This is a genomic window from Maribacter confluentis (assembly GCF_030505015.1).
Classification (GTDB): domain Bacteria; phylum Bacteroidota; class Bacteroidia; order Flavobacteriales; family Flavobacteriaceae; genus Maribacter; species Maribacter sedimenticola.
Genome location: NZ_JAUKUC010000001.1, coordinates 3,231,381 through 3,254,712 on the forward strand (window position 1 = coordinate 3,231,381; position 23,332 = coordinate 3,254,712).

The 23,332-nt window shown below is 37.7% G+C and carries 22 protein-coding genes; 12 read left to right on the forward strand and 10 right to left on the reverse strand.

What is annotated here, in order from left to right:
* Window positions 1-83 precede the first annotated feature (83 nt).
* The 6 genes from Q2T41_RS13985 to Q2T41_RS14010 all read left to right on the forward strand — a co-directional run bounded on the left by Q2T41_RS13985 (window position 84) and on the right by Q2T41_RS14010 (window position 5,674).
* Window positions 84-563, forward strand: a complete 480-nt coding sequence (locus Q2T41_RS13985; protein ID WP_304436573.1) for a hypothetical protein — start codon at window positions 84-86, stop codon at window positions 561-563.
* A 9-nt stretch (window positions 564-572) separates the two neighbouring features.
* Window positions 573-2,072: a sensor histidine kinase gene (locus Q2T41_RS13990; RefSeq protein WP_304436574.1), complete on the forward strand. Its 1,500-nt coding sequence runs from the start codon at window positions 573-575 to the stop codon at window positions 2,070-2,072.
* Window positions 2,073-2,077: 5 nt separating this feature from the next.
* Window positions 2,078-2,503 (forward strand): response regulator, encoded by a 426-nt coding sequence (locus Q2T41_RS13995; RefSeq protein ID WP_304436575.1) that lies wholly within the window; start codon window positions 2,078-2,080, stop codon window positions 2,501-2,503.
* A 140-nt stretch (window positions 2,504-2,643) separates the two neighbouring features.
* The gene (locus Q2T41_RS14000) at window positions 2,644-3,405 is read left to right on the forward strand and encodes an NYN domain-containing protein (protein WP_304436576.1); all 762 of its coding nucleotides are present in this window, start codon (window positions 2,644-2,646) and stop codon (window positions 3,403-3,405) included.
* An 86-nt stretch (window positions 3,406-3,491) separates the two neighbouring features.
* A complete protein-coding gene (locus Q2T41_RS14005) occupies window positions 3,492-3,944 on the forward strand; it encodes a hypothetical protein (protein ID WP_304436577.1) in 453 nt (150 codons plus the stop codon).
* 98 nt (window positions 3,945-4,042) lie between these two features.
* On the forward strand, window positions 4,043-5,674 hold the full coding sequence (locus Q2T41_RS14010) for an amidohydrolase (protein WP_304436578.1): 1,632 nt from the start codon (window positions 4,043-4,045) through the stop codon (window positions 5,672-5,674).
* 61 nt (window positions 5,675-5,735) lie between these two features.
* On the opposite strand, the gene Q2T41_RS14015 is transcribed toward Q2T41_RS14010, so the two are convergent.
* Window positions 5,736-6,275, reverse strand: coding sequence for a DUF2911 domain-containing protein (locus tag Q2T41_RS14015; protein ID WP_304436579.1), 540 nt, complete (start codon window positions 6,273-6,275; stop codon window positions 5,736-5,738).
* A 241-nt stretch (window positions 6,276-6,516) separates the two neighbouring features.
* Here Q2T41_RS14015 and asnB point away from each other — a divergent pair, with 241 nt between their 5' ends.
* Window positions 6,517-8,181 carry an asparagine synthase B gene (asnB, locus tag Q2T41_RS14020; protein ID WP_089259566.1) on the forward strand — a complete coding sequence of 555 codons (1,665 nt, stop codon included), beginning with the start codon at window positions 6,517-6,519 and terminating at the stop codon, window positions 8,179-8,181.
* A 73-nt stretch (window positions 8,182-8,254) separates the two neighbouring features.
* Here asnB and Q2T41_RS14025 read toward each other — a convergent pair whose 3' ends face one another.
* Window positions 8,255-8,440 carry a CsbD family protein gene (locus Q2T41_RS14025; RefSeq protein ID WP_089259567.1) on the reverse strand — a complete coding sequence of 62 codons (186 nt, stop codon included), beginning with the start codon at window positions 8,438-8,440 and terminating at the stop codon, window positions 8,255-8,257.
* A 408-nt stretch (window positions 8,441-8,848) separates the two neighbouring features.
* On the opposite strand from Q2T41_RS14025, the gene gyrB reads away from it, so the two are divergent.
* Window positions 8,849-10,789, forward strand: coding sequence for a DNA topoisomerase (ATP-hydrolyzing) subunit B (gene gyrB, locus Q2T41_RS14030; RefSeq protein WP_089259568.1), 1,941 nt, complete (start codon window positions 8,849-8,851; stop codon window positions 10,787-10,789).
* Between the two features lie 71 nt (window positions 10,790-10,860).
* Entirely contained in the window at window positions 10,861-11,877 is a 1,017-nt protein-coding gene (locus Q2T41_RS14035) for a DUF6588 family protein (protein WP_304436580.1), read from the forward strand.
* 198 nt (window positions 11,878-12,075) lie between these two features.
* Here Q2T41_RS14035 and Q2T41_RS14040 read toward each other — a convergent pair whose 3' ends face one another.
* Window positions 12,076-12,456 carry a hypothetical protein gene (locus tag Q2T41_RS14040; RefSeq protein ID WP_304436581.1) on the reverse strand — a complete coding sequence of 127 codons (381 nt, stop codon included), beginning with the start codon at window positions 12,454-12,456 and terminating at the stop codon, window positions 12,076-12,078.
* Window positions 12,457-12,748: 292 nt separating this feature from the next.
* Here Q2T41_RS14040 and mdh point away from each other — a divergent pair, with 292 nt between their 5' ends.
* The 3 genes from mdh (at window position 12,749) to secDF (ending at window position 17,514) form a co-directional block, all read left to right on the forward strand.
* Window positions 12,749-13,675: a malate dehydrogenase gene (mdh, locus tag Q2T41_RS14045; protein WP_089259571.1), complete on the forward strand. Its 927-nt coding sequence runs from the start codon at window positions 12,749-12,751 to the stop codon at window positions 13,673-13,675.
* A 133-nt stretch (window positions 13,676-13,808) separates the two neighbouring features.
* Entirely contained in the window at window positions 13,809-14,426 is a 618-nt protein-coding gene (locus Q2T41_RS14050) for a hypothetical protein (RefSeq protein WP_304436582.1), read from the forward strand.
* Between the two features lie 109 nt (window positions 14,427-14,535).
* Window positions 14,536-17,514 (forward strand): protein translocase subunit SecDF, encoded by a 2,979-nt coding sequence (secDF, locus tag Q2T41_RS14055; protein ID WP_304436583.1) that lies wholly within the window; start codon window positions 14,536-14,538, stop codon window positions 17,512-17,514.
* Window positions 17,515-17,566: 52 nt separating this feature from the next.
* Here secDF and Q2T41_RS14060 read toward each other — a convergent pair whose 3' ends face one another.
* The 7 genes from Q2T41_RS14060 to exaC form a co-directional block, all read right to left on the reverse strand.
* Window positions 17,567-18,799, reverse strand: a complete 1,233-nt coding sequence (locus tag Q2T41_RS14060; RefSeq protein WP_304436584.1) for an ATP-binding cassette domain-containing protein — start codon at window positions 18,797-18,799, stop codon at window positions 17,567-17,569.
* A 1-nt stretch (window position 18,800) separates the two neighbouring features.
* Window positions 18,801-19,385: a GNAT family N-acetyltransferase gene (locus Q2T41_RS14065; RefSeq protein ID WP_367186878.1), complete on the reverse strand. Its 585-nt coding sequence runs from the start codon at window positions 19,383-19,385 to the stop codon at window positions 18,801-18,803.
* Window positions 19,354-19,848, reverse strand: coding sequence for a DUF192 domain-containing protein (locus Q2T41_RS14070; RefSeq protein ID WP_089259575.1), 495 nt, complete (start codon window positions 19,846-19,848; stop codon window positions 19,354-19,356). The genes Q2T41_RS14065 and Q2T41_RS14070 overlap by 32 nt, the downstream gene beginning before the upstream one ends.
* Window positions 19,849-20,811 carry a prolipoprotein diacylglyceryl transferase gene (lgt, locus tag Q2T41_RS14075; RefSeq protein ID WP_304436585.1) on the reverse strand — a complete coding sequence of 321 codons (963 nt, stop codon included), beginning with the start codon at window positions 20,809-20,811 and terminating at the stop codon, window positions 19,849-19,851. It lies immediately after the preceding gene.
* A gap of 88 nt (window positions 20,812-20,899) precedes the next feature.
* Entirely contained in the window at window positions 20,900-21,127 is a 228-nt protein-coding gene (gene yidD / locus Q2T41_RS14080; RefSeq protein WP_089259774.1) for a membrane protein insertion efficiency factor YidD, read from the reverse strand.
* Window positions 21,128-21,233: 106 nt separating this feature from the next.
* Entirely contained in the window at window positions 21,234-21,608 is a 375-nt protein-coding gene (locus Q2T41_RS14085; protein ID WP_304436586.1) for a DUF779 domain-containing protein, read from the reverse strand.
* 11 nt (window positions 21,609-21,619) lie between these two features.
* Complete coding sequence (gene exaC / locus Q2T41_RS14090) at window positions 21,620-23,143, reverse strand: acetaldehyde dehydrogenase ExaC (RefSeq protein ID WP_089259578.1); 1,524 nt, start codon at window positions 23,141-23,143, stop codon at window positions 21,620-21,622.
* Between the last annotated feature and the right edge of the window lie 189 nt (window positions 23,144-23,332).

Here is a 23,332-nt window from a genome sequence, read left to right on the forward strand (position 1 = left end):
TACTATATTAGTATTTTGTTGTAGGAAAAGGTGAGCGCAATAGAATTGATCCAATTTTTAGTTAAAATTTTAAAAGGTTGAATATGAATGAAATTATAACTTTTTTGCAGCAACTTTTTGACACATCTGATTGGCCGCCAAGATGGGTGTGTGGTAAATGGAGCGATTTTCATGGATGGCTGTACGTAGGTAGTGATGTAGCCATTTGGTTGGCTTACTTTATTATTCCTGTCGTAATAATTTGGTTTGTCCAAAAAAGACCCAAAGTGCCTTTTTTACCTGTTTTTTGGCTTTTTGCCGCTTTTATAATTTTATGTGGCGCCACTCATATTCTAGATGCAATAATCTTCTGGTGGCCAGCATATAGGTTAAGTGCTTTGGTACGGTTCTTAACGGCAATAATAAGTTTTGCGACCGTATTTGCTTTGATCCGTGATTTGCCCAAATTGTTGGATGCGAAAGCACCAAATTCGGAAGATGATTTTGAAAATTCAAGATTAAGATTGGAATTGGAAGAAAAGGATGCTGAAATATCTCAGTTGAAAAAACAACTGAAAATATAGGTTTCCTTTATGGCCAATCAAAAATCAACGCCTTTATATGTTAAGAATGCCATATTGTTTTCAATTGCGTTCTTAATTGCGGCAATAATTTACATTATAGATATTAATGTACCTTCCAGCATTGCTATAGGGGCCATTTATAGTTTGGTTATATTATACAGTTGGATACTTCCCACAAAAAACATATCTATTTATATAGGAATATTATGTACTATATTGATAATTCTTGGTATGACGGAAAAATCAGCGTCCTTACCACAAGGAAGTCTAGAAGGGTTCAATACGTTCATAGCCATAATCGTAGTTTGGGTATGTGTTACCTTGGTATCGGCGGCAAAAAGTGGTTATGCAGGTTTGGAAAAGGTATTATCACTTCTGGAAAAGAAGGTGTTTGAACGGACCAAGGCATTGTTAAAGAGCCAGAAGGAACTAGAGATCAGTGAACGTATCTATAGCTCCTTATATGAAAACTCCAATGAGATGCTGGCTAGTATTAAAAATAATAATGAGGTAATTCGTTGTAACGAAACCCTTGCAAATAAATTAGGGTATTCCAAAGATGAAATTTTAGGAAGGTCCATAGAGTTTTTACATGATGAAAATAGTTTAGCCAACTTAAGGAATTCCCTTAAGGGATATAACGAGGGTAAGAGTATCAAAAATGCGGAACTTCAATTAAAAACTAATTCAGGTAAGGCCATAGATGTAATTTTAAATGTCTCCTCATCAAAGAACAATGATGGTACCATAGCCTTTAAGCGATTTAGTTGGACAGATATTACTGAACTCAAGAGAATTGAAAATGAACGGATTGCCTATGCGGAAAAGCTTGAGGCTAAAAACAAGGAACTGGAACAGTTTGCATTCATAGCTTCACATGACCTACAGGAACCCTTACGTACGGTCACCAGTTTTTCTGAGCTGCTATCAAATGAATATAGAACTCAATTTGACGAGACAGGAAAGGATAGCTTAAATTTTATTTTGGAAGCTACCGGAAGAATGCAGAATTTGGTCAAGGCATTGTTGGATTATAGCAGAATTGGAAAAGATGCAGAAATGCAACAGGTTAATTTTATAGAAATAATAGAAAATCTAAAAAAAGACTTAAGTTTAAAAATAACTGAAACCAATACACTCATAGAATATGATGTTGTGGATGTTGCGGTAATGGGATATAAAGATGAGGTACGCCAACTTTTTCTAAACCTTATTTTGAATGCCATAAAGTTTGGTAAAAAAGAAGTGAGTCCTATTATAAAGATAAGCTCCCTTAAAAAACAAAATGAAATACAGTTTTGTATAGCGGATAACGGTATTGGTATTTCCAAGGAACATCAACATAAAATTTTTAAAATATTCAAAAGATTGCACTCACGAAATGAATATGATGGAACGGGTATAGGCCTGGCCCATTGCCAAAAGATTATTGACTTGCATGGAGGCAAAATTTGGGTAGAATCTTCCTTGGGAAAAGGAAGTAAATTTTTCTTTACACTTAAAACATAACCATTATGATACCTTTAAAAAAGAAATTAAGTTGCATTTTGCTCATAGATGATGACCATGCCACCAACTATATTCATAAACGCGTAATCAACAAGGCAGAGATTACCGAGAAGATTGTTGATTTGGAAAGTGGTTATGATGCCTTAAAGTATTTGGAGCAAACGGATTTTGTAGCATATCCAAGACCAGATATTATATTTCTTGACATTAACATGCCTGGCATGGATGGGTGGGAATTTTTGGAAGGCTATGAGAATTTAAGTGTTGAGCAAAGAAGTAAGATAGTATTGGTAATGCTTACCACATCCTTAAACCCAGATGATAAAAATAAATCAGACTCCATTTCAACGATTGACGGATTTAAAAATAAACCGTTGACCCATGAAATTCTTCAGGATGTTATAGATGAATACTTTGCGGATCATAAATAAATTAGACTAAAGTTTTAAATCATGGAGTACGTATGTCCCAACATCGCTTATTAGCCAATGGCGGCATGTTAAATTAAGAATCAATTTTATAACGTTATTTATTACAGGGTAAACCGCTTATCTTTACATAAAACAACCTTATGGATTTAAATTTGGCAGTATTGATAGATGGTGATAATATACCATCTGCATATGTAAAGGAAATGATGGAGGAAATTGCCAAATATGGTAATCCAACCATAAAAAGGATTTATGGGGATTGGACCAATCCGCGTTTGGGAAAATGGAAAAACGTGCTACTTGAAAATGCAATTACCCCGATCCAGCAATATGGATATACCCAAGGTAAGAACGCAACGGATTCGGCCATGATTATAGATGCCATGGATATTTTGTATTCAGGTAAGGTCAATGGTTTTTGTATTGTTAGTAGTGATAGTGATTTTACCCGTTTGGCAACAAGGTTGAGAGAGGCCGGTATGCAGGTATTTGGTATTGGCGAGCGTAAAACGCCTAATCCTTTTATTGTTGCTTGTGACAAGTTTATTTATATAGAAATATTGAAGAGTAGAACAGAGGAAGAGTCTATAGATACCAAAAACGAAACTCCGGCTACTAAAAATACCGTAGATAAGATTACGCCAAAAGCACTACGTTTTATAGCAACCACCATAGATGATGTCGCTGACGATGATGGGTGGGCCTTTTTAGGAGATGTAGGTAGTTTGCTGCAAAAAAAGCAACCCAATTTTGACTCTAGAAACTATGGTTTTCAAAAGTTGACCCCATTAATCAACTCCATTCCCAATTTTGAAATTGAACGCAGGGAAGATTCTAAAGGACGTAAAAAACTTATTTACGTAAAGATTAAGGAAAAAAAAGCCCCTAAGTCTAAAAAATAACCGCTCCTAACATCCGTAAAGCGCCTTATAAAGCAATTGGCACATAAAATATTATGTTAAAACATACGTTTTAAGAACATAATTGAATGTTGAATCCAATGCTTATATCGCACACTGTAATTAAAATTATCATTTTTCTTCAAGTTATACTTCTTGCTCCATCTGTAATGAATGATAGTTTAAATTTAAAAAACGAAGATAAAATTGTAGCTGCCGGCAAGCATTCACCGGACAGTGCTTTGGGAGTTTGGCGCTTTTCATTTGGTAACGAAAATATCAGTGAAGTATATAAGGACGGCGTATTGTTCGTAACCAAACAAAATGGTAACTATGATGTTGCCATGAAATTCAAAAATGGGGTTTTAACTGGTCAAGATGTTGAAATCAATGAGAACGCCATCAAATTTAATGTCAATATTGATGGGCTTGAACGAGTTTCATTTGTACTTCTTTTGGATGGCAATCGTATATTTGGGGAAAGTTATTCTGCAAAAGGCGCTAGCAAGATTTATGGTAAACGCCAAGTACCTGTGCGTTAAAGATTTAAATCTTTTTTAAAATTTCCTTAGTTTTCAATATTATTTTGACATCTTTAAATGATGTTAACTATATTGTTGTTCAACTAAACTTCCCAATTTTGAAAAAACTTATTCTTCTTCTTCTTCTATTCGTTGTGATATCCGGATGTGAACATTTTAAAGAGAAGGTAGACCTTATCATCGTAAATGCCAATGTGTATTTGGTTGATGAAAATTTTGGTAAAGCCCAAGCCTTTGCGGTTCATGATGGTAAATTTTTGGCTGTGGGCACCAATGATGAAATTAGGGATATATATACCTCTGATCAACTGATCGATGCGGATGGCAGAACAATTACACCGGGACTTATTGATGCGCATTGCCATTTTTATGGTTTAGGGCTAAACCAGCAGGTGGTGGATCTAGTGGGGACCACAAGTTTTGATGAAGTATTACAAAAAGTCAGGGCATTCCATAACGCAAATCCTAAATCATTTTTAAGGGGCAGGGGATGGGACCAAAATGATTGGGAGGAAAAGGAATTTCCTACCAAAGCGGAATTGGATACCATTTTTCCCGATATACCTGTTGTTTTGGAACGGGTAGATGGTCATGCCTATTTGGTAAACCAAAAAGCGTTGGACATGGCCGGTATAGACTGGAGTACAAAGGTAGATGGAGGGGAAATTCAAAAAAAATGGAAAGATGGCTTTTCCGGTATTACCGGAGTTCTTATTGATAATCCTATGTTGCTTATAGATAGTATTATGCCTTTGCCGACCAAACAGGAAAAAATAAAAGCATTAAAGGATGCCGAAAGAATTTGTTTGAATCATGGACTCACTACGGTAAACGATGCCGGTATAGATAGGGAAACAATAGAATTGATCGATAGTTTACAACAGGCCGGTGATTTGTCCATCAGAATATATGCCATGGTTAGCAATAACAAGGAAGATGTTGATTATTTTATCAATAAAGGACCTGTAAAGACCGATCTGTTGAACGTACGTTCCGTAAAAGTCTACGGAGATGGAGCTTTGGGTTCTAGGGGTGCGGCATTAAAACAACCTTATAGCGATTTGCCGGCACACTATGGTGCTATGGTAACCTCTGTAGAGGAATTAAATCGTTTGGCCAATAAATTGGCAATTTCAGAATACCAAATGAATACCCATGCTATTGGTGATTCAGCAAATATTGCGGTTTTACGGGCCTATAAAAAAGTATTGGAAGGAACTACCGACAGAAGATGGAAAATAGAACATGCCCAAGTGTTGGAAACAACGGATTTTGACCTTTTTAAAGAAGGTATAATTCCTTCGGTACAGCCAACACATGCTACGAGCGATATGTATTGGGTAGAAGACAGATTGGACGATCGTGTTAAAGGTGCCTATGCCTATAAGACCCTTTTGAATAAGGCGGGCATGGTTGCCTTAGGGACTGATTTCCCTGTAGAGGATGTGAGTCCGTTTTTGACCTTTTACGCAGCAGTAGGTAGAAGGGATACCAGTGGTTACCCAGAAGATGGTTTTCATATGGAAGAAGCGTTGACCAGGGAAGAAGCTTTAAAGGGCATGACCATCTGGGCGGCATACTCCAATTTTGAAGAGAACGAAAAGGGAAGTATTGAGCCCGGTAAATTTGCGGACTTTGTCATTTATAGTGAAGATTTAATGACGGCCCCATTAGAAAATATACCCAATATTCGTGCGGAGCAGACTTTCGTAAACGGTATAGTACGTTAAAGAAATAAAAACCCCGGTTAAAACTTTAACCGGGGTTTCTAAATAGTATGGATAATTTACTTTAAAGCATAATAGGTACGGCTACCCTGGTTTTATCCCAACCCATTACCATATGGGCACCACCTTCAACCTCTTTAAAGGCAATTGAAAATTCCTCTATTGAAGAGGTGTCGCTACCATTTGGAACTTTAATACGGGCAACATCTGCACTTTCATCATAAAAATAAGAACCCCATTGATTTAATTTTTTGTTTAAAATTACGGTCCATTCCTTTTCACCTGGCATGGTGAACAAGGCGTAAGTCCCGGCTTTAATGTCCTTTCCGCCAAAGTTTACATCCTTATAAAATGTAATTTCAGGGGCTTCATTGGCACCGGTTCTCCATACTTTATTGGCAGGAGCAAGTTCTGCCATAGAACGGCCTTTTAATTGTGGTCTACTGTAAATAATACGTACAGCTTTATCCGCTATTTTGTAATCAGTAGGAAAAGCGGCCATGTCCATAGGACTTTTGTCCATTCCTGAAAAATCTTGCGCCGTAGCTACCGTTGTTAGTAGAAGCGCAAACATTGAAGTTGCTAGTAAAGTTAGTTTTTTCATAATTCTATTTGTTTTAAGTGGCCCAAAATTAAGGAGATTCCACTAGTATGAATAGTAAAAGGAGGTTAAATTTTTATTATTACAATATTGAATGAAGTGGCAAGTTTTTTGTAAGCTTTTATTTTAATCATAAGTAAAAATAGAATTTATTGTTTTAAATTGTAAGTATATATGTCATATCTGTTTGTTATGTGAAAGTATAAATAGATATTTGTATTCGAAATGTTATAATAATCAGATTATGTGTGGAATAGTATGTGCATTTGATGTTAAGGAAAGTACTGAAGTACTTAGGCCTCAACTATTGGAAATGTCAAAGAAAATAAGACATAGAGGTCCGGATTGGAGTGGAATCTATGCAGATGATAAGGCAATATTGGCGCATGAGCGTTTAGCCATTGTAGATCCGGCTTCGGGTAAGCAACCATTATTGAGTCCAAACGGTAAATTGATACTGGCCGCAAATGGCGAAATTTATAACCATAGGGAATTACGTAAGCAATTTGAAGGTACCTATGATTTTAAGACCGAGTCTGATTGTGAGGTTATTTTGGCTCTGTATCAGGAAAAGGGTGTCGATTTTATTGATGAAATGAACGGTATTTTTGGATTTACCATTTATGATGCCGAAAAAGATGAATATTTCGTTGCCCGTGATCATATGGGGATTATTCCTTTGTACATGGGTTGGGACAAGAACGGTACGTTTTATGTTGCCTCTGAGTTAAAAGCCCTAGAAGGTACATGTACAAAAATAGAACTTTTTCCTCCGGGACATTATTTACATAGTTCTGACGGGGAATTAAAAAGATGGTATAAAAGGGATTGGATGGAGTATGATGCGGTTAAGGAAAACGAAACCAGCATTCAAAAAATAAAAGAAGCCCTTGAAGCTGCGGTACACAGGCAATTAATGTCAGATGTTCCCTATGGTGTATTGTTGTCAGGAGGTCTTGATTCTTCCGTTACTTCGGCCATTGCCAAGAAATATGCTCAAAAGCGTGTAGAAAGTGGAGATACAACAGATGCTTGGTATCCACAATTGCATTCATTTTCCGTAGGTTTAGAAGGTTCGCCAGATTTGGCTGCTGCCCAAAAGGTTGCGGACCATATTGGTACCGTACACCATGAGATAAAGTTTACCATACAAGAAGGGTTAGATGCCATTAAAGATGTGGTATACAACTTGGAAACATATGATATTACCACCATACGTGCTTCTACACCAATGTACTTAATGGCGCGTGTCATTAAATCTATGGGTATAAAAATGGTATTGTCCGGTGAAGGTGCAGATGAATTGTTTGGGGGTTACCTATACTTTCATAAAGCACCCAACGCACAGGAGTTTCATGAAGAAACTGTACGTAAGTTAAGCAAATTGCATATGTACGACTGTTTAAGGGCCAACAAATCCTTGGCGTCTTGGGGTATTGAAGGTAGGGTGCCGTTCTTGGACAAAGAATTTATGGATGTGGCCATGAGCATTAATCCACAGGATAAAATGATCAATGGGGAACGTATGGAGAAATGGGTGGTACGTAAAGCCTTTGAAGATATGCTGCCGGAAAGTGTGGCATGGAGACAAAAGGAACAATTCTCAGACGGAGTAGGGTATAGTTGGATTGATACGCTGAAAGAAGTGGTAAACCAAGAGGTGAGCGATGAGCAATTGGCCAATGCCAAATTCAGGTTTCCATTACAAACGCCTACATCAAAAGAGGAGTTTTATTACCGTTCAATTTTTGAAGAGCATTTTCCATCGGATGCAGCGGCACTTTGTGTTCCTCAGGAAGCTTCCGTGGCTTGTAGTACCCAAATTGCTTTAGAATGGGATGAGGCATTTAAAAATATGAACGATCCATCTGGAAGGGCGGTCGCTAATGTACATACAGATGCGTACTAATAAATTAATGATTAGCTGATAAAAAAAGCCCGGCCAATATATTTGGACGGGCTTTTAATTTAATCCTACCACATTATAGGGCATCTATAAAATTCTTTAATTTTTCTTTAGATTCCCCTGTTTTTTCCTGTATTCTACCAAGTAACTCATCTGATTTTCCTTCGGCATAGGTAAGATCATCATCCGTAAGGTTGCCATACTTTTGTTTTAGCTTACCTTTTGCAATGTTCCATTTTCCTTTAAATTGTTCTTCATTCATGATAACTTGTTTTATGATTATAATACTAAGTTACAGGCTATATGTAAAGTAAATCTTAAAAAAACACAATAGAAACGGATACCGTTTAAATTGTAATCAATACAGTCATTTCTTAGGATTGAATGTTAATTTTTAAGCATTTGCTTAACATATTGCTACACTAGAATATATTTCTTTTAGGTATGCTTTCTATTTCTATATAAGGTGAGCCAGAAGTCCAGTATTGCCATTAATGGTGTATATGGGAGTGTTCAGATACATATGGGCGGGTAATACGTTGTAATTGTTAATTTTCCACAATTATTGTTGATAACTTACCAATGCCCAATGGTCAGAAACACTATATTCTATGGGGTATTGCGTATATTTGTAAGATTGCAAAATTTGAAGTAAAACAACCTTAATTTTATGAGCGAAGAAGCAAATAAGAAAAATTATTCGGCGGATAGTATTCAAGCCTTGGAAGGTATGGAGCATGTACGTATGCGTCCATCCATGTATATTGGTGATGTTGGGGTACGGGGATTGCACCATTTGGTCTATGAAGTAGTGGATAACTCCATTGATGAGGCAATGGGCGGTCATTGTGATACAATCAGCGTTATCATCAACGAGGACAATTCTATCACCACCAAGGATAACGGTAGGGGTATACCTGTGGATTTGCACAAAAAAGAGGGTGTTTCCGCATTACAGGTCGTAATGACCAAAATTGGTGCCGGAGGTAAGTTCGATAAAGATTCATATAAAGTTTCCGGTGGACTTCACGGGGTTGGGGTATCTTGTGTAAACGCACTGTCTGATCATTTGTCTGCAACGGTATATAGGGACGGCGTAATCTGGCAGCAGGAATATTCAAGGGGTAAAGCCTTATATCCCGTAAAACGAATTGGAGAGACTACGGAAAGGGGTACGGAGGTAACCTTTCATCCAGACGATACCATTTTTACACAGACCATAGAATATAGTTATGAAACTTTGGCGAACAGAATGCGTGAGCTTTCGTTCTTGAACAAAGGGGTAACCATTAGTATTACCGATAAGCGTCAAAAAGATGAAAAGGGCGAGTATGTAAATGAAACGTTCTTTTCTAATGAAGGGCTTAAGGAATTTGTCAAATTTTTGGACGGTAATAGAGAATCATTGATACAAGGGGTAATAGCCATGGAAGGGGAAAAAAACGATATTCCCGTTGAAGTAGCTATGATCTATAATACTAGTTATACGGAAAACCTTCATTCCTACGTAAACAATATAAATACCCATGAAGGGGGAACGCATTTATCCGGTTTTAGAAGGGGGCTGACGTCTACCCTTAAAAAATATGCCGATGCTTCAGGTATGCTGGATAAATTGAAATTTGAGATCCAAGGGGATGATTTTCGCGAAGGATTAACGGCCATTGTTTCCGTAAAGGTTTCTGAGCCTCAATTTGAAGGACAGACCAAAACAAAATTAGGTAACCGTGAAGTATCTGCAGCGGTAAGCCAAGCAGTGTCAGAGATGTTGACGGATTATTTGGAGGAGCACCCAGATGATGCAAAAACCATTGTACAGAAAGTGATCCTTGCGGCACAAGCTAGGCATGCGGCTTCCAAAGCGCGTGAAATGGTTCAGCGCAAGAATGTTATGAGCGGTGGTGGACTGCCGGGTAAACTGTCGGATTGTTCTGAGCAAGACCCTGAAAAATGTGAGATATTCCTAGTTGAGGGAGATTCTGCGGGGGGTACCGCCAAAATGGGCCGTGACCGTAATTTCCAGGCCATTCTTCCTTTACGAGGTAAAATATTGAATGTTGAAAAAGCTATGCAACATAAAGTATTTGAAAATGAGGAAATTAAAAATATGTATACCGCTCTGGGTGTAACCATTGGTACGGAAGATGACAGCAAGGCTTTAAATTTGGATAAGTTAAGGTATCATAAAGTAGTTATCATGTGTGATGCCGATGTGGATGGTAGCCATATTGAAACCTTGATTTTAACGTTCTTCTTTAGATATATGAGAGAACTCATAGAAAGTGGACATGTATATATTGCAACACCGCCTTTATATTTGGTAAAGAAAGGTCAAAAGAAGCAATATGCATGGAGTGATAAGGAACGTGATGCCATAGCGGATAGTTACAGTGGTGGTGTAAGCATACAGCGATACAAAGGTCTTGGGGAAATGAACGCGGAGCAATTATGGGATACGACCATGAATCCTGAATTCAGGACCTTACGTCAAATTCAAATTGATAATGCTACAGAAACCGATCGTGTCTTTTCAATGCTTATGGGAGATGAAGTTCCTCCAAGGAGAGAATTTATTGAGAAGAATGCAGTATATGCAAACATTGACACATAGAAAATACCAGTTACACAACAAAAACCTGCGCTTAAAACGCAGGTTTTTTATTTTTAGCTAAAATTATAAAAATGAAGAAGTTACTTACAGTTTTATGTTTATGTACATCATTGGGCCTCATGGCGCAAACAGATTTTAACGATGTATTTGCAGCAGGTGTTGAAGATGCGGAGCAGTTTACCACGGACTATATGGAACCCCTTTCCGAAAGTGTGGTCTATAGTTTGGCCACAGGTTGGTACAATACTGCAGATGCAAAGCCTTTGGGTGGGTTTGAGATTTCAATTATTGGTAATATAACCGGATTTAAAAATAAGACCGATAAGAAAACCTTTATCCTTGATCCCAACGATTATCAGAATCTGGATTTTGTAGAGAACCCTGGTACGGCTAGAGCGGTTTCTACGGCTTTGGGAGATATAACAGGTACAAGGGTATATGTAGAAGGTGAAGTAGCTGGCTTTACCACAAGAAAAGAGTTTACACTACCATCCGGACTTTCCGGTGAAGGGGTGGATTTTGTGCCATCTGGCTATATTCAAGCAAGTGTAGGCTTAATCAAAGGAATGGAAATAAAGGCACGTTTTCTGCCCAAAATGGAATATGAAGATGCCTCTGTAGGTTTAGTAGGTATTGGTTTACAGCATGATTTTACCAAATTGTTACCTGCGGATAAGATATTGCCCGTAGCAATTTCTGCGGTAATTGGGTATACCAATATTTCCGGGGATTATAATTTGGAAAACGTTAATATTGCGGAAGGTGAAAACCAGCGTATAGAATCCAACATCAATAGTTGGAATTTTAGTGCGGTAGTATCCACAAAACTCCCTATAATAAATTTTTATGGTGGCTTAGGATACGTTTCGGGAAAATCTGTTACAGACGTTTTGGGTACTTATAGGGTTACGGAAGGTCCCTTGACTTCAGAGGAATTTATTGACCCATTCTCCATAACTAAAAAAGTAAGTGGTGTAACCGGTACCGTAGGTACAAAACTTAAACTGGGCTTTTTTAGGCTTAATGCGGAATATAATTTAGGAGAATTCAATACTGCTACCTTGGGTATAAATTTTGGTTTTAGATAATGAATGCCAAAAGACCAAAATAAGGTTTTGTTATACATTGATAAAAAATCCTTAAAGAGCATTCTTTAAGGATTTTTTGTGGAGTTTTACAGAGAATCTGATACTGTTTGTTGTCATGCTGCCAAAATTAGGGTAAAATAAAAAAGCCTGCCTAGATTGCTCCAGACAGACTTTTTCCCATGGCCCTGTTAAAATCGTTCATTCCCTAACGGCCAACGTACTTCCCTCGTTACTTTCAAGGTAAGTAGTGCCATCATCGGCTTGTACTATGGTAATGATATGGGTTGGTTTACCGTCAAGGCCCCTATATTCTATAGTATAGGTGTTTCCTTGTCTGGACCAGTTAAAATCGGTTTTTAAGGAAATGGTAGTACCGTTAATTTCATGGTATCTACCTAAATAGACATCATTGAATATCCATTCTTTACGGATCGTTTGTTTAGATGAATTTTCTGCGGGTACAATTTTGGATTGCGACCATATTCCAATAATGGGATCGTTGTTCTGTTCTATCCTAGAACAGTTGGCCAAAAATATGACGGCACAAATAGCCACCAAAGAGAGGAACTTTTTAGTCATAAGTAGGTTAATTTATGTTGGATTTGGGATCCACAATTATTAACGCAATGCTTTTTGCGTTATTACTAAAATTCGATGTACTGCATCAATTTTCCGATTTCTTCGTTAAAGCGTCTTTTTTTTTAACAACATGTGCATTTAATCGATGTTTTTACAACCCCTATTCTAGAATTTAATAAGGCGTTCCCGACCGAAATTCGTCAATAAATACCTATTTTTGAGCTGATAAAATCAATATATTAAGATGGGTAGTTTCCATTTAATAAATACTAATTCATAAAAATAGACATACATGAAAGTTACAGTAGTTGGTGCAGGCGCAGTAGGTGCTAGTTGTGCGGAATACATTGCTATCAAGGATTTTGCCTCTGAAGTGGTTATTTTGGACATTAAGGAAGGATATGCTGAAGGAAAAGCGATGGATTTGATGCAAACTGCATCGTTAATGGGTTTTGACACCAAAATTACGGGCAGTACAAATGATTATGCAAAAACTGCAGATAGTCATATCGCAGTAATTACTTCCGGTATTCCAAGAAAACCGGGTATGACAAGGGAAGAGTTGATAGGGATAAACGCAGGTATCGTAAAAACGGTATCCAGTAACTTGTTACAGCATTCACCAAATGTAATTATTATAGTAGTCAGTAACCCAATGGATACTATGACCTATTTGGTACATAAAACCACCGGTCTTCCAAAAAACAGGATAATTGGTATGGGCGGTGCCTTGGACAGTGCTAGATTTAAGTATAGATTGGCAGAGGCAATGGAAGCTCCAATATCTGATATTGATGGTATGGTCATAGGTGGCCATAGTGATACCGGTATGGTACCGTTGACCTCACACGCCACAAGAAATAGTATTAGGGTCTCTGAATTTTTATCGGAGGAGAGATTACAGCAGGTTGCGGAAGATACCAAAGTTGGTGGTGCAACCTTGACCAAATTGTTAGGTACAAGTGCATGGTACGCGCCAGGAGCTGCAGTATCATCTATGGTACAGGCCATTGCATGTGACCAGAAAAAAATGTTCCCATGTTCCTCTTTGTTGGAAGGTGAGTATGGCCTAAACGATATCTGTATTGGTGTACCGGTGATCTTAGGTAAGGACGGTATTGAAAAAATAGTTGATATTCCTTTAAGCGATGCCGAGAAAGCTAAAATGCAGGAGAGTGCCGCAGGTGTTACAAAAACCAATGGGCTTTTAGAGTTATAACCCTAATAACCTTACTATACGTAAAACCCCCATATTAGAACTATGGGGGTTTTCTATTATAAGTGAATAGCCACCAGGTATTTATTGTATGAAATAAACTACCTAGTATAATCTTTCTTTTTATATTTGCCGCATGAATGCAAAATGGTGCGTAAGTACTTTAATCATTATACTGGCCGTTTTAGGGCTAAGTCAAGGGCATACCAAAGCTTCTAATCAGCAAATTTCATTACAATTTACAGATGTAGAACTAGCTTCGGATACCGCTCATGACGAAGTTGTGGCAACTATCACCAGAAAGTTGAACGTTCTGGGTGTTGAAGCTATTGAAATTATAGAGAATGACGGAACACAAGTAAGTATCCGTTATTATAGTGATATGGATGCCCCAAGCGTTAAAGCGTTTCTTACGCAAGAAAACTTAGGGGATTCTTCTAGTGGCGATAGGTTGCCAATAGACTTTCCAAAGGAAAAAATTCCTGAGGAGTATAAACTTGTAGTATCTGACCTTCATCAACAAGGTGATACCGTAGTAGTTTTAAACGGTAATCTAGTACCTGTACAAAAGCAGGAGATTACTGACCTTTTTAATCCTGTAGTATTAAATTTCAACGCACAAATTGTTTTAGAGCAAGGGATCGTTGAACATACAGCGTATAAAATCAATAAAGATATTGCTATTGCAATTGATCAAACTTTCCAAAATATTCCAGAGGTAAGGGCAGGACCTTACAATAATGCCAACAGTTAGTAATAGTACGTGTACTTACACGGAGCGTATCTACTTTTCGTTAAAGTATGATGGCCCAATTTTAAAAAATTTCAGAACCTTAATCAATACACTTAAATAAATAATTAAAATGCAAAATAAAGGACTTATAAAGCTATTTGCTTTATTATTCGGGTTAGTGAGTATTTACCAGCTATCCTACACATTTGTGACCAGCAAGGTAGAAAAAGAATCTACGGTGTTTGCTGCTAGTCAAGTTCCTGAATCAGAGGAAGATTATATAACCAAAAGAGAACAAGTGGCCATGCGTTATTTGGATTCAATTGGTGATAATTCCGTTTTAGGATATACCTCCTATAATGAAGCCAAAAAGAAAGAACTAAATAAAGGTCTTGACCTTAAAGGTGGAATTAATGTAACCTTACAAATTTCCGTAAAGGATATCTTGAAAGGCTTGGCCAATAATACAAAGAACCCTGTATTCAACAAAGCTTTGGCAGATGCTGATTTAGCGGCCAAAAATAGTGATGATACTTATTTGGATTTGTTCTTTGAAGCATTCGATAATATTAAGGGAGATACCAAATTGGCATCGCCCGATATTTTTGCGACCAAAAGTTTGGTAGATGCCAACGAGGTGAACACCAAAATGTCAGATGATGAGGTGAAGCCGATCATCAGAACTAAAATAGATGAATCCATAGTATCTGCATTTGAGGTATTAAGAGAGCGTATTGATGGTTTTGGGGTAACACAACCTAATATTCAGAGAGAAGGAAATTCTGGTCGTATTCTGGTAGAATTACCTGGAGCTAGGGATATTGCCCGTGCACAGGAATTATTGTCGAGTACAGCCCAATTAGAGTTCTGGGAAACTCACAAACAAAGCAATCCAAGCTTTAGTACCTTTTTGATTCAGGCGAATGAGAAGCTAAAGGAAATTGTGGATGTAGAGCGTCCGGAGCCGGTAAAGGAAGAAACGGAGCTTGACTCTTTATTATCGGACGTTTCTGCGGATTCATTGGATTTGGCCACACAGGTTAATCCTTTGTACGAGTTGTTGATTCCTGCCAATCCAGGAAGCAACGCCATGTTCCGTGCGGCAATTAAGGATACGGCCACAATAGGTTCGTATTTAAGAATGCCGGAAATTAGAAGATTGTTACCTGCTGATATTCAATTTACAAAGTTCTTATGGCAACGACCTGCAACAAAAGATGCTGAGGTTATTGATTTGTATGCTTTAAAAAGCAATAGGGAAGGTACTCCTAGAATGAGTGGAGATGTTGTAAGCGATGCTAGGGCCGAGTTTGATCAATTCAATGATCCTGTCGTTACCATGAACATGAACTCTGCAGGTTCAAAATTATGGCAGAAATTAACGAGTGATGCCAATATTAACCAAACGGGTATTGCCGTAGTGTTGGATAACAAGGTGTATACCGCTCCAGGCTGTTCGGTTGTTGGTGGTATTACAGGTGGTAGAACGGAAATTTCTGGAAATTTCACTATTAACGAGACCAAGGATATTGCCAATGTACTTAGGGCCGGTAAACTTCCTGCACGTGCAGAAATCATCCAATCGGAAATTGTTGGTCCATCATTGGGGCAAGAGGCAATAGACAGTGGATTTATGTCTTTCCTAATTGCCATGGCTATCGTTTTATTATGGATGATCGCTTACTATGGTAAAGCAGGTGCATTTGCGGATATAGCATTGTTATTGAACATCTTATTGATCTTTGGGGTGTTGACCAGCTTGAACGCCGTATTGACATTACCTGGTATTGCAGGTATCGTATTGACCATAGGTATGTCCGTGGATGCCAACGTTCTTATTTTTGAACGTATCAAGGAAGAATTGGCAAAAGGAAAAGGGAAGAGTCAGGCAGTTGCTGACGGATTTGGAAATGCGCTTTCTTCTATTCTGGATGCCAACATAACAACAGGCCTTACCGCAATTATACTGTTCATATTTGGTTCTGGACCAATTAAAGGTTTTGCAACTACATTATTGATAGGTATTATTACATCTTTATTTACGGCCATATTTATAACACGTTTATTGGTAGATTGGTATTTGGAAGGTAAAGGTAGAAGCCTTGATTTTTCCACAAGTCTAACCAAGAACCTGTTTAAGAATATCAATATAGATTTCTTGATCAAAAGAAAGATTGCTTATGTAATTTCCGCTATTCTTGTTGCCGTAGGATTGTTTTCACTATTCTTTGGCCCGGGATTACAGCAAGGTGTTGACTTTGTGGGCGGGCGTTCGTATACCGTTCGTTTTGAGCAACCGGTGAACCCTTCTGAAATTGCATCGGAACTTAATACCGTATTTGGTAGCGGAACCAATGTAAAGACTTATGGTGAATCTAACCAAGTAAAGATTACTACTCCTTATAAAGTAGATGTGGAAGGTATTGAAGTAGATACTGAAATTCAGGATAAATTATATACTTCACTTCAAAAATACCTGCCAGATGGCTTTGACAAGGATGCTTTTGTCCTTGGAGGTGTAGATGAGGATGCAATAGGTATTTTACAATCTGTAAAGGTTGGGCCAACAATTGCAGATGATATTAAGAACAATGCATTTTTAGCCATTTTAGGTTCTCTTGCCGTAGTGTTCCTTTATATCTTATTAAGGTTTAGAAGGTGGCAATTCTCTTTAGGAGCGGTAGTAGCCGTTTTCCATGATGTATTGATCGTATTAGGTGTGTTCTCCATATTTGGTAAATTGATGCCTTTTAATATGGAAATTGACCAAGCTTTTATCGCGGCGATTCTAACGGTAATTGGTTACTCCTTGAACGATACCGTGGTTGTGTTTGACCGTATTCGTGAAACCTTGGCGGAACGCGGCTGGAAAGGTGGTTCCAATATTAATTTTGCGATCAATACTACATTAAGTAGAACATTGAATACGTCCTTGACCACCTTAGTGGTGTTATTGGCCATTTTTATTTTCGGTGGTGAATCGTTAAGAGGATTTATGTTCGCAATGATCGTAGGTGTTATAGTAGGTACATATTCTTCCGTATTTATTGCAACTCCTGTAATGTTCGATGCTTTGAGCAAAAAAATTACATCAGGAAAGGAAAAATAGAATTTTAGAATTTTAAGAAAAAATCGCTATCCCAAAAGGATAGCGATTTTTTTTATGTCTTGCTTATAAGTCCTTTTGAACCGTCATTGGAGTAGGATAGGCTAAATATATCTTTTGGCTCTAAAAATGGCTCTTTCCTGTGGGAAACAAAAATGATCGCAGTTGTAGTCTCTTCTGCAATTTTATTGACAAGTTCAACCAGCAGTGTGGCAGAAACATCGTCCATACCAGCGGTAGGTTCGTCCAATATTAACAAAGGTGGGTGTTTTACCATTGCGCGTGCAGTCATGACCAATCGTTGTTTTCCCGTGGATAGTTTATTGAAATGAATATCTTTTTCTTCAAAAAGATCTAATAAGTACAACCATTCCCTTACAACCCGTTTCTGGGACTCTGTAGGAATAGTATATAGGCCTACAGAATCTGTTAATCCGGATATGAGCATATATTCAATAGTATGCCTTCCACTAAATTTATTGGTCATAGCGGGGGAGTAGTATCCAATTTTTTCTTTAATGTCCCAAACACTTTCACCGCTTCCCTTTTTAGTGCCGAATAAATAGATGTCTTGTCCATAAGCTTTAGGGTTGTCTCCTGTTATCATGGAAAGTAGGGTACTTTTACCACTGCCATTTGGTCCCGTCAATTGCCAAAAATCCCCCGGATTAATAGTCCAATTGATATTCTTTAAGATTGGCCTATTTCCGTAATTGATCGTTACATCCTTAAATTTTACCAATGCATTGTTACATGGTATGGGAATCTTTAGTGGTTTTGGAATGCGGTCACTACTAAATGTATTTCTTATGCTGGTACGTAAGGCTTCAGGAGATGTTATTTCAGAGAACAATGACCCTTCTAATTTACCAAATTTGTTCATGAATGATAAGGTATCCGCTGTACGGCTCGCAATTTGTACGAAAGCAATGGAAATGGAGTTTTTAAGAAGTATATGTTGTAATTCTTTTTGAAAACCTATATCCAAATTATCAAAAGGATTGTCCAAAATTATGTAATCAGGTTTTTGCTGTAACAAGTAATGCAACAACGCTTTTTTTTGTTCACCACTGGACATGGTTTCCAAGCTTTGACTTTGAGTACTTATAATTTTCCGGTCATGCCTATCTTCTTCATCAATTAATTTTTCTAGTGTAAATGATGAATATATGCATCCTGTTTTGCCTTGAAATTCTCTTAGTTCCTTGGGTAGGGAACCCTTATTGAAAAGCTTGAAAAAATCTTTTTTATTAGAATTATTATTGATGTATATAACCCAATGATTCATTTTATTTACGAATTCTAAAAATATTGACCGGATTTTTTTTATAAGTTGTACTGCCGTCTATGGACATGCCTATTTTAAGGGCCGTTCGCTGGGAAGGTAGGTTATTGACCTGTATAATTGAAATTAAGCTTTCTGCCCAGTTGTTTTGGAAGGCTACGTTCTTACAAGCGCTTGCGGCTTCAAAAGCATATCCTTGACGCCAATATTTGGGCAAAATTGAATATCCAATTTCCAATTCTTCTTGGTGATCTATATTTTGGATTAGTAGACCGGCTAGGCCAATTAACATATTTGATTCTTTGTGTATAAGGGCGTTCATACCACCTGCACCACTGTCATACCGTTCAAAAATTCTATTAAATTGCTCTTGACAAGCTTGAATTGGATCTTTGGGTAAGCCGCTCCAAAATTGACTACTTAATGGCTCTTTATGAAAAGGAAGCCATTCTTGAAAATGGGTCTGAGTGACTTTTTTGATCAATAACCGATCGGTTTCCTCATTCGTAAGTAGATAATTAGGCTTTATATTGTGCTGTTGTAGAGACAAATTATAATTATTTACGACTATAACTAATACTATCCCCAATTGAAATATTCAATACTTCAGCTAATCCTCCGTTAATTTCAAGTACATATTTTACGGGAACTATTGAGGAAAGTCCATCTTCATTTAACGGTTGTGCATTTTCCTGCATACTGGCAAGGTTCAAATCTTCATCTATATACAATATGTCCAAAGGAAACTCCGTATTCTTCATGTAAAATGAGTGCATAGCTTCCGTGGGAAAAATAAATAGCATGGCCTGATCGTTCTCCATGCCCTTTCTATACATTAATCCTGTTTGTGTTTCATATGAACTTTCGGCGAATTCTATGTTGAATGACGCCTTAATTGAATCTGTGGTACCATGATAAATAAAAAGATCACCTTCATGCGTAAAACTGACTGATGGAGTGGAGATACTTTTTTTTACTTCTTTCTTACAGGAGCATACTGCCAATAACATGGCAAATATCATCAGAAGCCGTATAAATTTAGAACCGTACATCTATGCGGTTTTTGTTTTCTTGAACATAAAGAACAGACCTATGAAAATAAAAGGAATGCTAAGCCATTGTCCTGTAGAGAGTACCCCAAGACTTTCTTCAAAGCCACCCTGGCTTTTCTTTACGAACTCCACAAAAAAGCGCACCGTCCATAATAAAACAAAAAATAATCCAAAAAGATAACCTGGCTTGTTCTTTTTATCCGTTTTCCAATATAAAAAATAGAGTAGAATAAAGATCAGTAAGTAACAAACCGCTTCATACAATTGCGCAGGATGGCGATATGGAATTTCCGCTAGATATTGAGAAAATTGAGGGTTGTTCTCAATGGCCGCATAGGCGGCATTTACTGATTTTTCTTGGGTAATGCCCAATGCTTTTGATGGATGTAGGTCATCTGAATCCCTTATAAATTTTGTAGCGAAAATAAAATTTTCATCTACAACCTTACCATTTATTTCAGAATTGAAAAAATTTCCAAGTCGCACACAAAAACAACCAATAGCAACAGGTATTACCATTCTATCAAATATCCAAAGCATACTAAATTCTTTATGCTTTCTTGTATATAGATAAGTACCTATAATAATACCAAGGGTGGCCCCATGACTGGCCAATCCTGTAAATCCTGTAAATTCATAACCATTGATCAAGCCAAACAACAGACTGCCGTTTTCACTCTCCCGTATTGGTAGTAGAATTTCAAGTAAATGGTTGGAATAATATGGCCAATCGTAAAAAAACACATGACCCAGTCGAGCACCCAACATAGTACCAAGAACGGTATAGATAAAGAGTGAATCTAACTGTTCTACCGATTTTTTTTCATTGGTAAATATCTTTTTCATTATGAACCAGCCCAAAGCAAATGCCGTTATCCATAATAAATTATAATACTTGATCTGTATAAATCCTATATTGAAAAGGGTTTCATTTGGATTCCAGGTAATTCCTAAGAAATGCATGTGTTGTATTTTGTTTGGCTAAGATAATAAATAGCCAACAGACAAATTAAGTTTTGGAATAGAGATATGGGTAATTAAAATTTCCTTTTTAAGGAACTGGATCATATCCTTTACCACCCCAAGGGTTACAGCTAAAAATTCGTTTTGTTGCCAACCATCCACCTTTAAAAAGGCCATGTTTCTTTAAGGCTTCCAAAGTATATTGAGAACACGTTGGCGAGTACCTACATGTGGCAGGTGTGTAGGGCGATATGGCTATTTGATAAAAGCGGATCAACCATACAAATGGGGCTATTACTATTTTTTTAAACGTAATTTTCAAGACTGTGTATTATAGTAGCAAAGCTACCACAAAAGAAACAATTAAAAATGAACAAGTCCGGATACTCACCATCCGGACTTGTTAACTATAATAACCGCAATTAAACCCCTAATCGTATATCCTCTAAATTTTTGGATTCTTCTTCGGTAAACAATCTGGATTTGATTAAAAACCTGACACCTAACGATATTTCCAATGAAAAACTAGCGCCTCTTCCTGGGGTAACATCAACGGTCAATTGGGTATGTTTCCAATATTCAAACTGATCTTTTGACATATGAAAATCGCAATTTTCAATATTCCCCAACCAAACATCATTATCATCCAGCATTAAGTCGCCTTTGGTAAAGCACATGGGCGAAGAACCATCACAACAGCCCCCGCTTTGATGAAACATAAGTTCACCATGGCGCTCCTTTAATTGTTGGATTATGTGTGCCGCTTTTTCCGTTACCAATACGCGTTTAGTTTTCATGTTTATTCCGGTTAAAAGAATCCCATAGGCTTTTTGTCATAGGAAATGAGCATATTTTTGGTCTGACGGTAATGTGCCAACATCATTTTATGGTTTTCCCGGCCAATTCCCGATTTTTTATATCCCCCAAACGGAGCATGTGCAGGATAAAGGTGATAACAATTTACCCAAACCCTACCGGCTTTTATGGCCCTTGAAATTTGATAGGCCTGGTGGGTGTCCCGTGTCCAAACACCGGCACCTAATCCATATAAGGTATCGTTGGCAATGGCTATGGCTTCCGCTTCGTCTTTAAAAGTGGTTACACAAAGGACCGGACCAAAAATCTCTTCCTGAAAAACACGCATTTTGTTATTGCCCTTTAAAATAGTAGGTTGTATATAGAAACCGCCCTCCAGTCCTTCGTTATAGGCTTGGCCACCACCGGTAAGCACTTCGCAACCTTCTTCTTTACCAATATTGATGTAACTTAAAATCTTTTCAAATTGATCGTTGGATGCCTGAGCTCCCATCATGGTGGAAGGATCTAAAGGATGGCCCATTTTTATGGCCTTGGTACGTTCCAAAACACGTTCAATGAATTTGTCATAAATGCTTTCTTGTACCAACATTCTTGATGGGCATGTGCAAACTTCGCCTTGGTTCAAGGCAAACATGTTGGCACCTTCCAAACACTTGTCAAAAAAGGCATCATCCGCATCCATAATGCTTTCAAAGAAAATATTTGGGGATTTGCCACCGAGTTCCAAGGTAACTGGCGTAATATTTTTAGAGGCGTACTGCATGATCAATTGCCCTGTGGTAGTTTCTCCGGTAAAGGCAATTTTATCTATTCTTGGACTAGAAGCCAAAGGCTTGCCCGCTTCTGCACCAAAGCCATTAACAATGTTCAAAACCCCGTCCGGTAAAATACCTTCTATCAATTCCATTAGAATTAAAATACCTACAGGGGTCTGTTCGGCAGGTTTTAAGACCACGCAGTTTCCGGCTGCCAATGCAGGTGCCAGTTTCCAAGTGGCCATTAATAATGGAAAATTCCAAGGAATTATTTGTCCTACTACGCCAAGAGGCTCGGTTACGTTCAATGCAACGGTATTGGCATCCAGTTCGCTAACGGAACCTTCTTCTGCTCTGATGACACCGGCAAAATATCTAAAATGGTCAATGGCCAAAGGAAGATCGGCCGCTCTTGTTTCACGTATAGCCTTGCCATTGTCCCAAGTTTCTGCCCTGGCCAAAACCTCTAGGTTCTGCTCCATTTTGTCCGCAATCTTTAATAGCATATTACTTCGTTCAGTTGCAGAAGAGGTATTCCAAGAAGGAGCTGCCTGCCAAGCCGCATCTATAGCTTTTTCAATGTCTTCTGCCGTGGAACGCGGTATTTTGGTAAAGGACTTACCGTCTACTGGTGAAGTGTTATCAAAATATTCACCTTTGGTAGGGGCTGTCCACTTTCCACCAATATAGTTTTCATACTGATTCTTGAATTTAGGTTTTTGTAGTACGTCTTTTGCTACGGTTGCTGTTGTGCTCATAATACATGTTTTAAGTTAATATTTGTTGAAATAAGTATAATGTCATCCTATTACAGCTTAAATGTACTCTTCATCTTATCCATTAATCTGACGCATTCTATGAATAATGTGAACTATTCTATCATTTATTGTTAATATCTCTTTTTTACCTATAATATTTTGTAAATTTCTTAATGTAAATATAAGGGT

Bases quoted from the DNA above. Each gene is read 5' to 3' on its own strand.
- Q2T41_RS13985 (WP_304436573.1), top strand. From the start codon at position 84: ATGAATGAAATTATAACTTTTTTGCAGCAACTTTTTGACACATCTGAT.
- Q2T41_RS13990 (WP_304436574.1), top strand. From the start codon at position 573: ATGGCCAATCAAAAATCAACGCCTTTATATGTTAAGAATGCCATATTG.
- Q2T41_RS13995 (WP_304436575.1), top strand. From the start codon at position 2,078: ATGATACCTTTAAAAAAGAAATTAAGTTGCATTTTGCTCATAGATGAT.
- Q2T41_RS14000 (WP_304436576.1), top strand. From the start codon at position 2,644: ATGGATTTAAATTTGGCAGTATTGATAGATGGTGATAATATACCATCT.
- Q2T41_RS14005 (WP_304436577.1), top strand. From the start codon at position 3,492: ATGTTGAATCCAATGCTTATATCGCACACTGTAATTAAAATTATCATT.
- Q2T41_RS14015 (WP_304436579.1), bottom strand. From the start codon at position 6,275: ATGAAAAAACTAACTTTACTAGCAACTTCAATGTTTGCGCTTCTACTA.
- asnB (WP_089259566.1), top strand. From the start codon at position 6,517: ATGTGTGGAATAGTATGTGCATTTGATGTTAAGGAAAGTACTGAAGTA.
- Q2T41_RS14025 (WP_089259567.1), bottom strand. From the start codon at position 8,440: ATGAATGAAGAACAATTTAAAGGAAAATGGAACATTGCAAAAGGTAAG.
- gyrB (WP_089259568.1), top strand. From the start codon at position 8,849: ATGAGCGAAGAAGCAAATAAGAAAAATTATTCGGCGGATAGTATTCAA.
- Q2T41_RS14035 (WP_304436580.1), top strand. From the start codon at position 10,861: ATGAAGAAGTTACTTACAGTTTTATGTTTATGTACATCATTGGGCCTC.
- Q2T41_RS14040 (WP_304436581.1), bottom strand. From the start codon at position 12,456: ATGACTAAAAAGTTCCTCTCTTTGGTGGCTATTTGTGCCGTCATATTT.
- mdh (WP_089259571.1), top strand. From the start codon at position 12,749: ATGAAAGTTACAGTAGTTGGTGCAGGCGCAGTAGGTGCTAGTTGTGCG.
- Q2T41_RS14050 (WP_304436582.1), top strand. From the start codon at position 13,809: ATGAATGCAAAATGGTGCGTAAGTACTTTAATCATTATACTGGCCGTT.
- secDF (WP_304436583.1), top strand. From the start codon at position 14,536: ATGCAAAATAAAGGACTTATAAAGCTATTTGCTTTATTATTCGGGTTA.
- Q2T41_RS14060 (WP_304436584.1), bottom strand. From the start codon at position 18,799: ATGAATCATTGGGTTATATACATCAATAATAATTCTAATAAAAAAGAT.
- Q2T41_RS14070 (WP_089259575.1), bottom strand. From the start codon at position 19,848: ATGTACGGTTCTAAATTTATACGGCTTCTGATGATATTTGCCATGTTA.
- lgt (WP_304436585.1), bottom strand. From the start codon at position 20,811: ATGCATTTCTTAGGAATTACCTGGAATCCAAATGAAACCCTTTTCAAT.
- Q2T41_RS14085 (WP_304436586.1), bottom strand. From the start codon at position 21,608: ATGAAAACTAAACGCGTATTGGTAACGGAAAAAGCGGCACACATAATC.
- exaC (WP_089259578.1), bottom strand. From the start codon at position 23,143: ATGAGCACAACAGCAACCGTAGCAAAAGACGTACTACAAAAACCTAAA.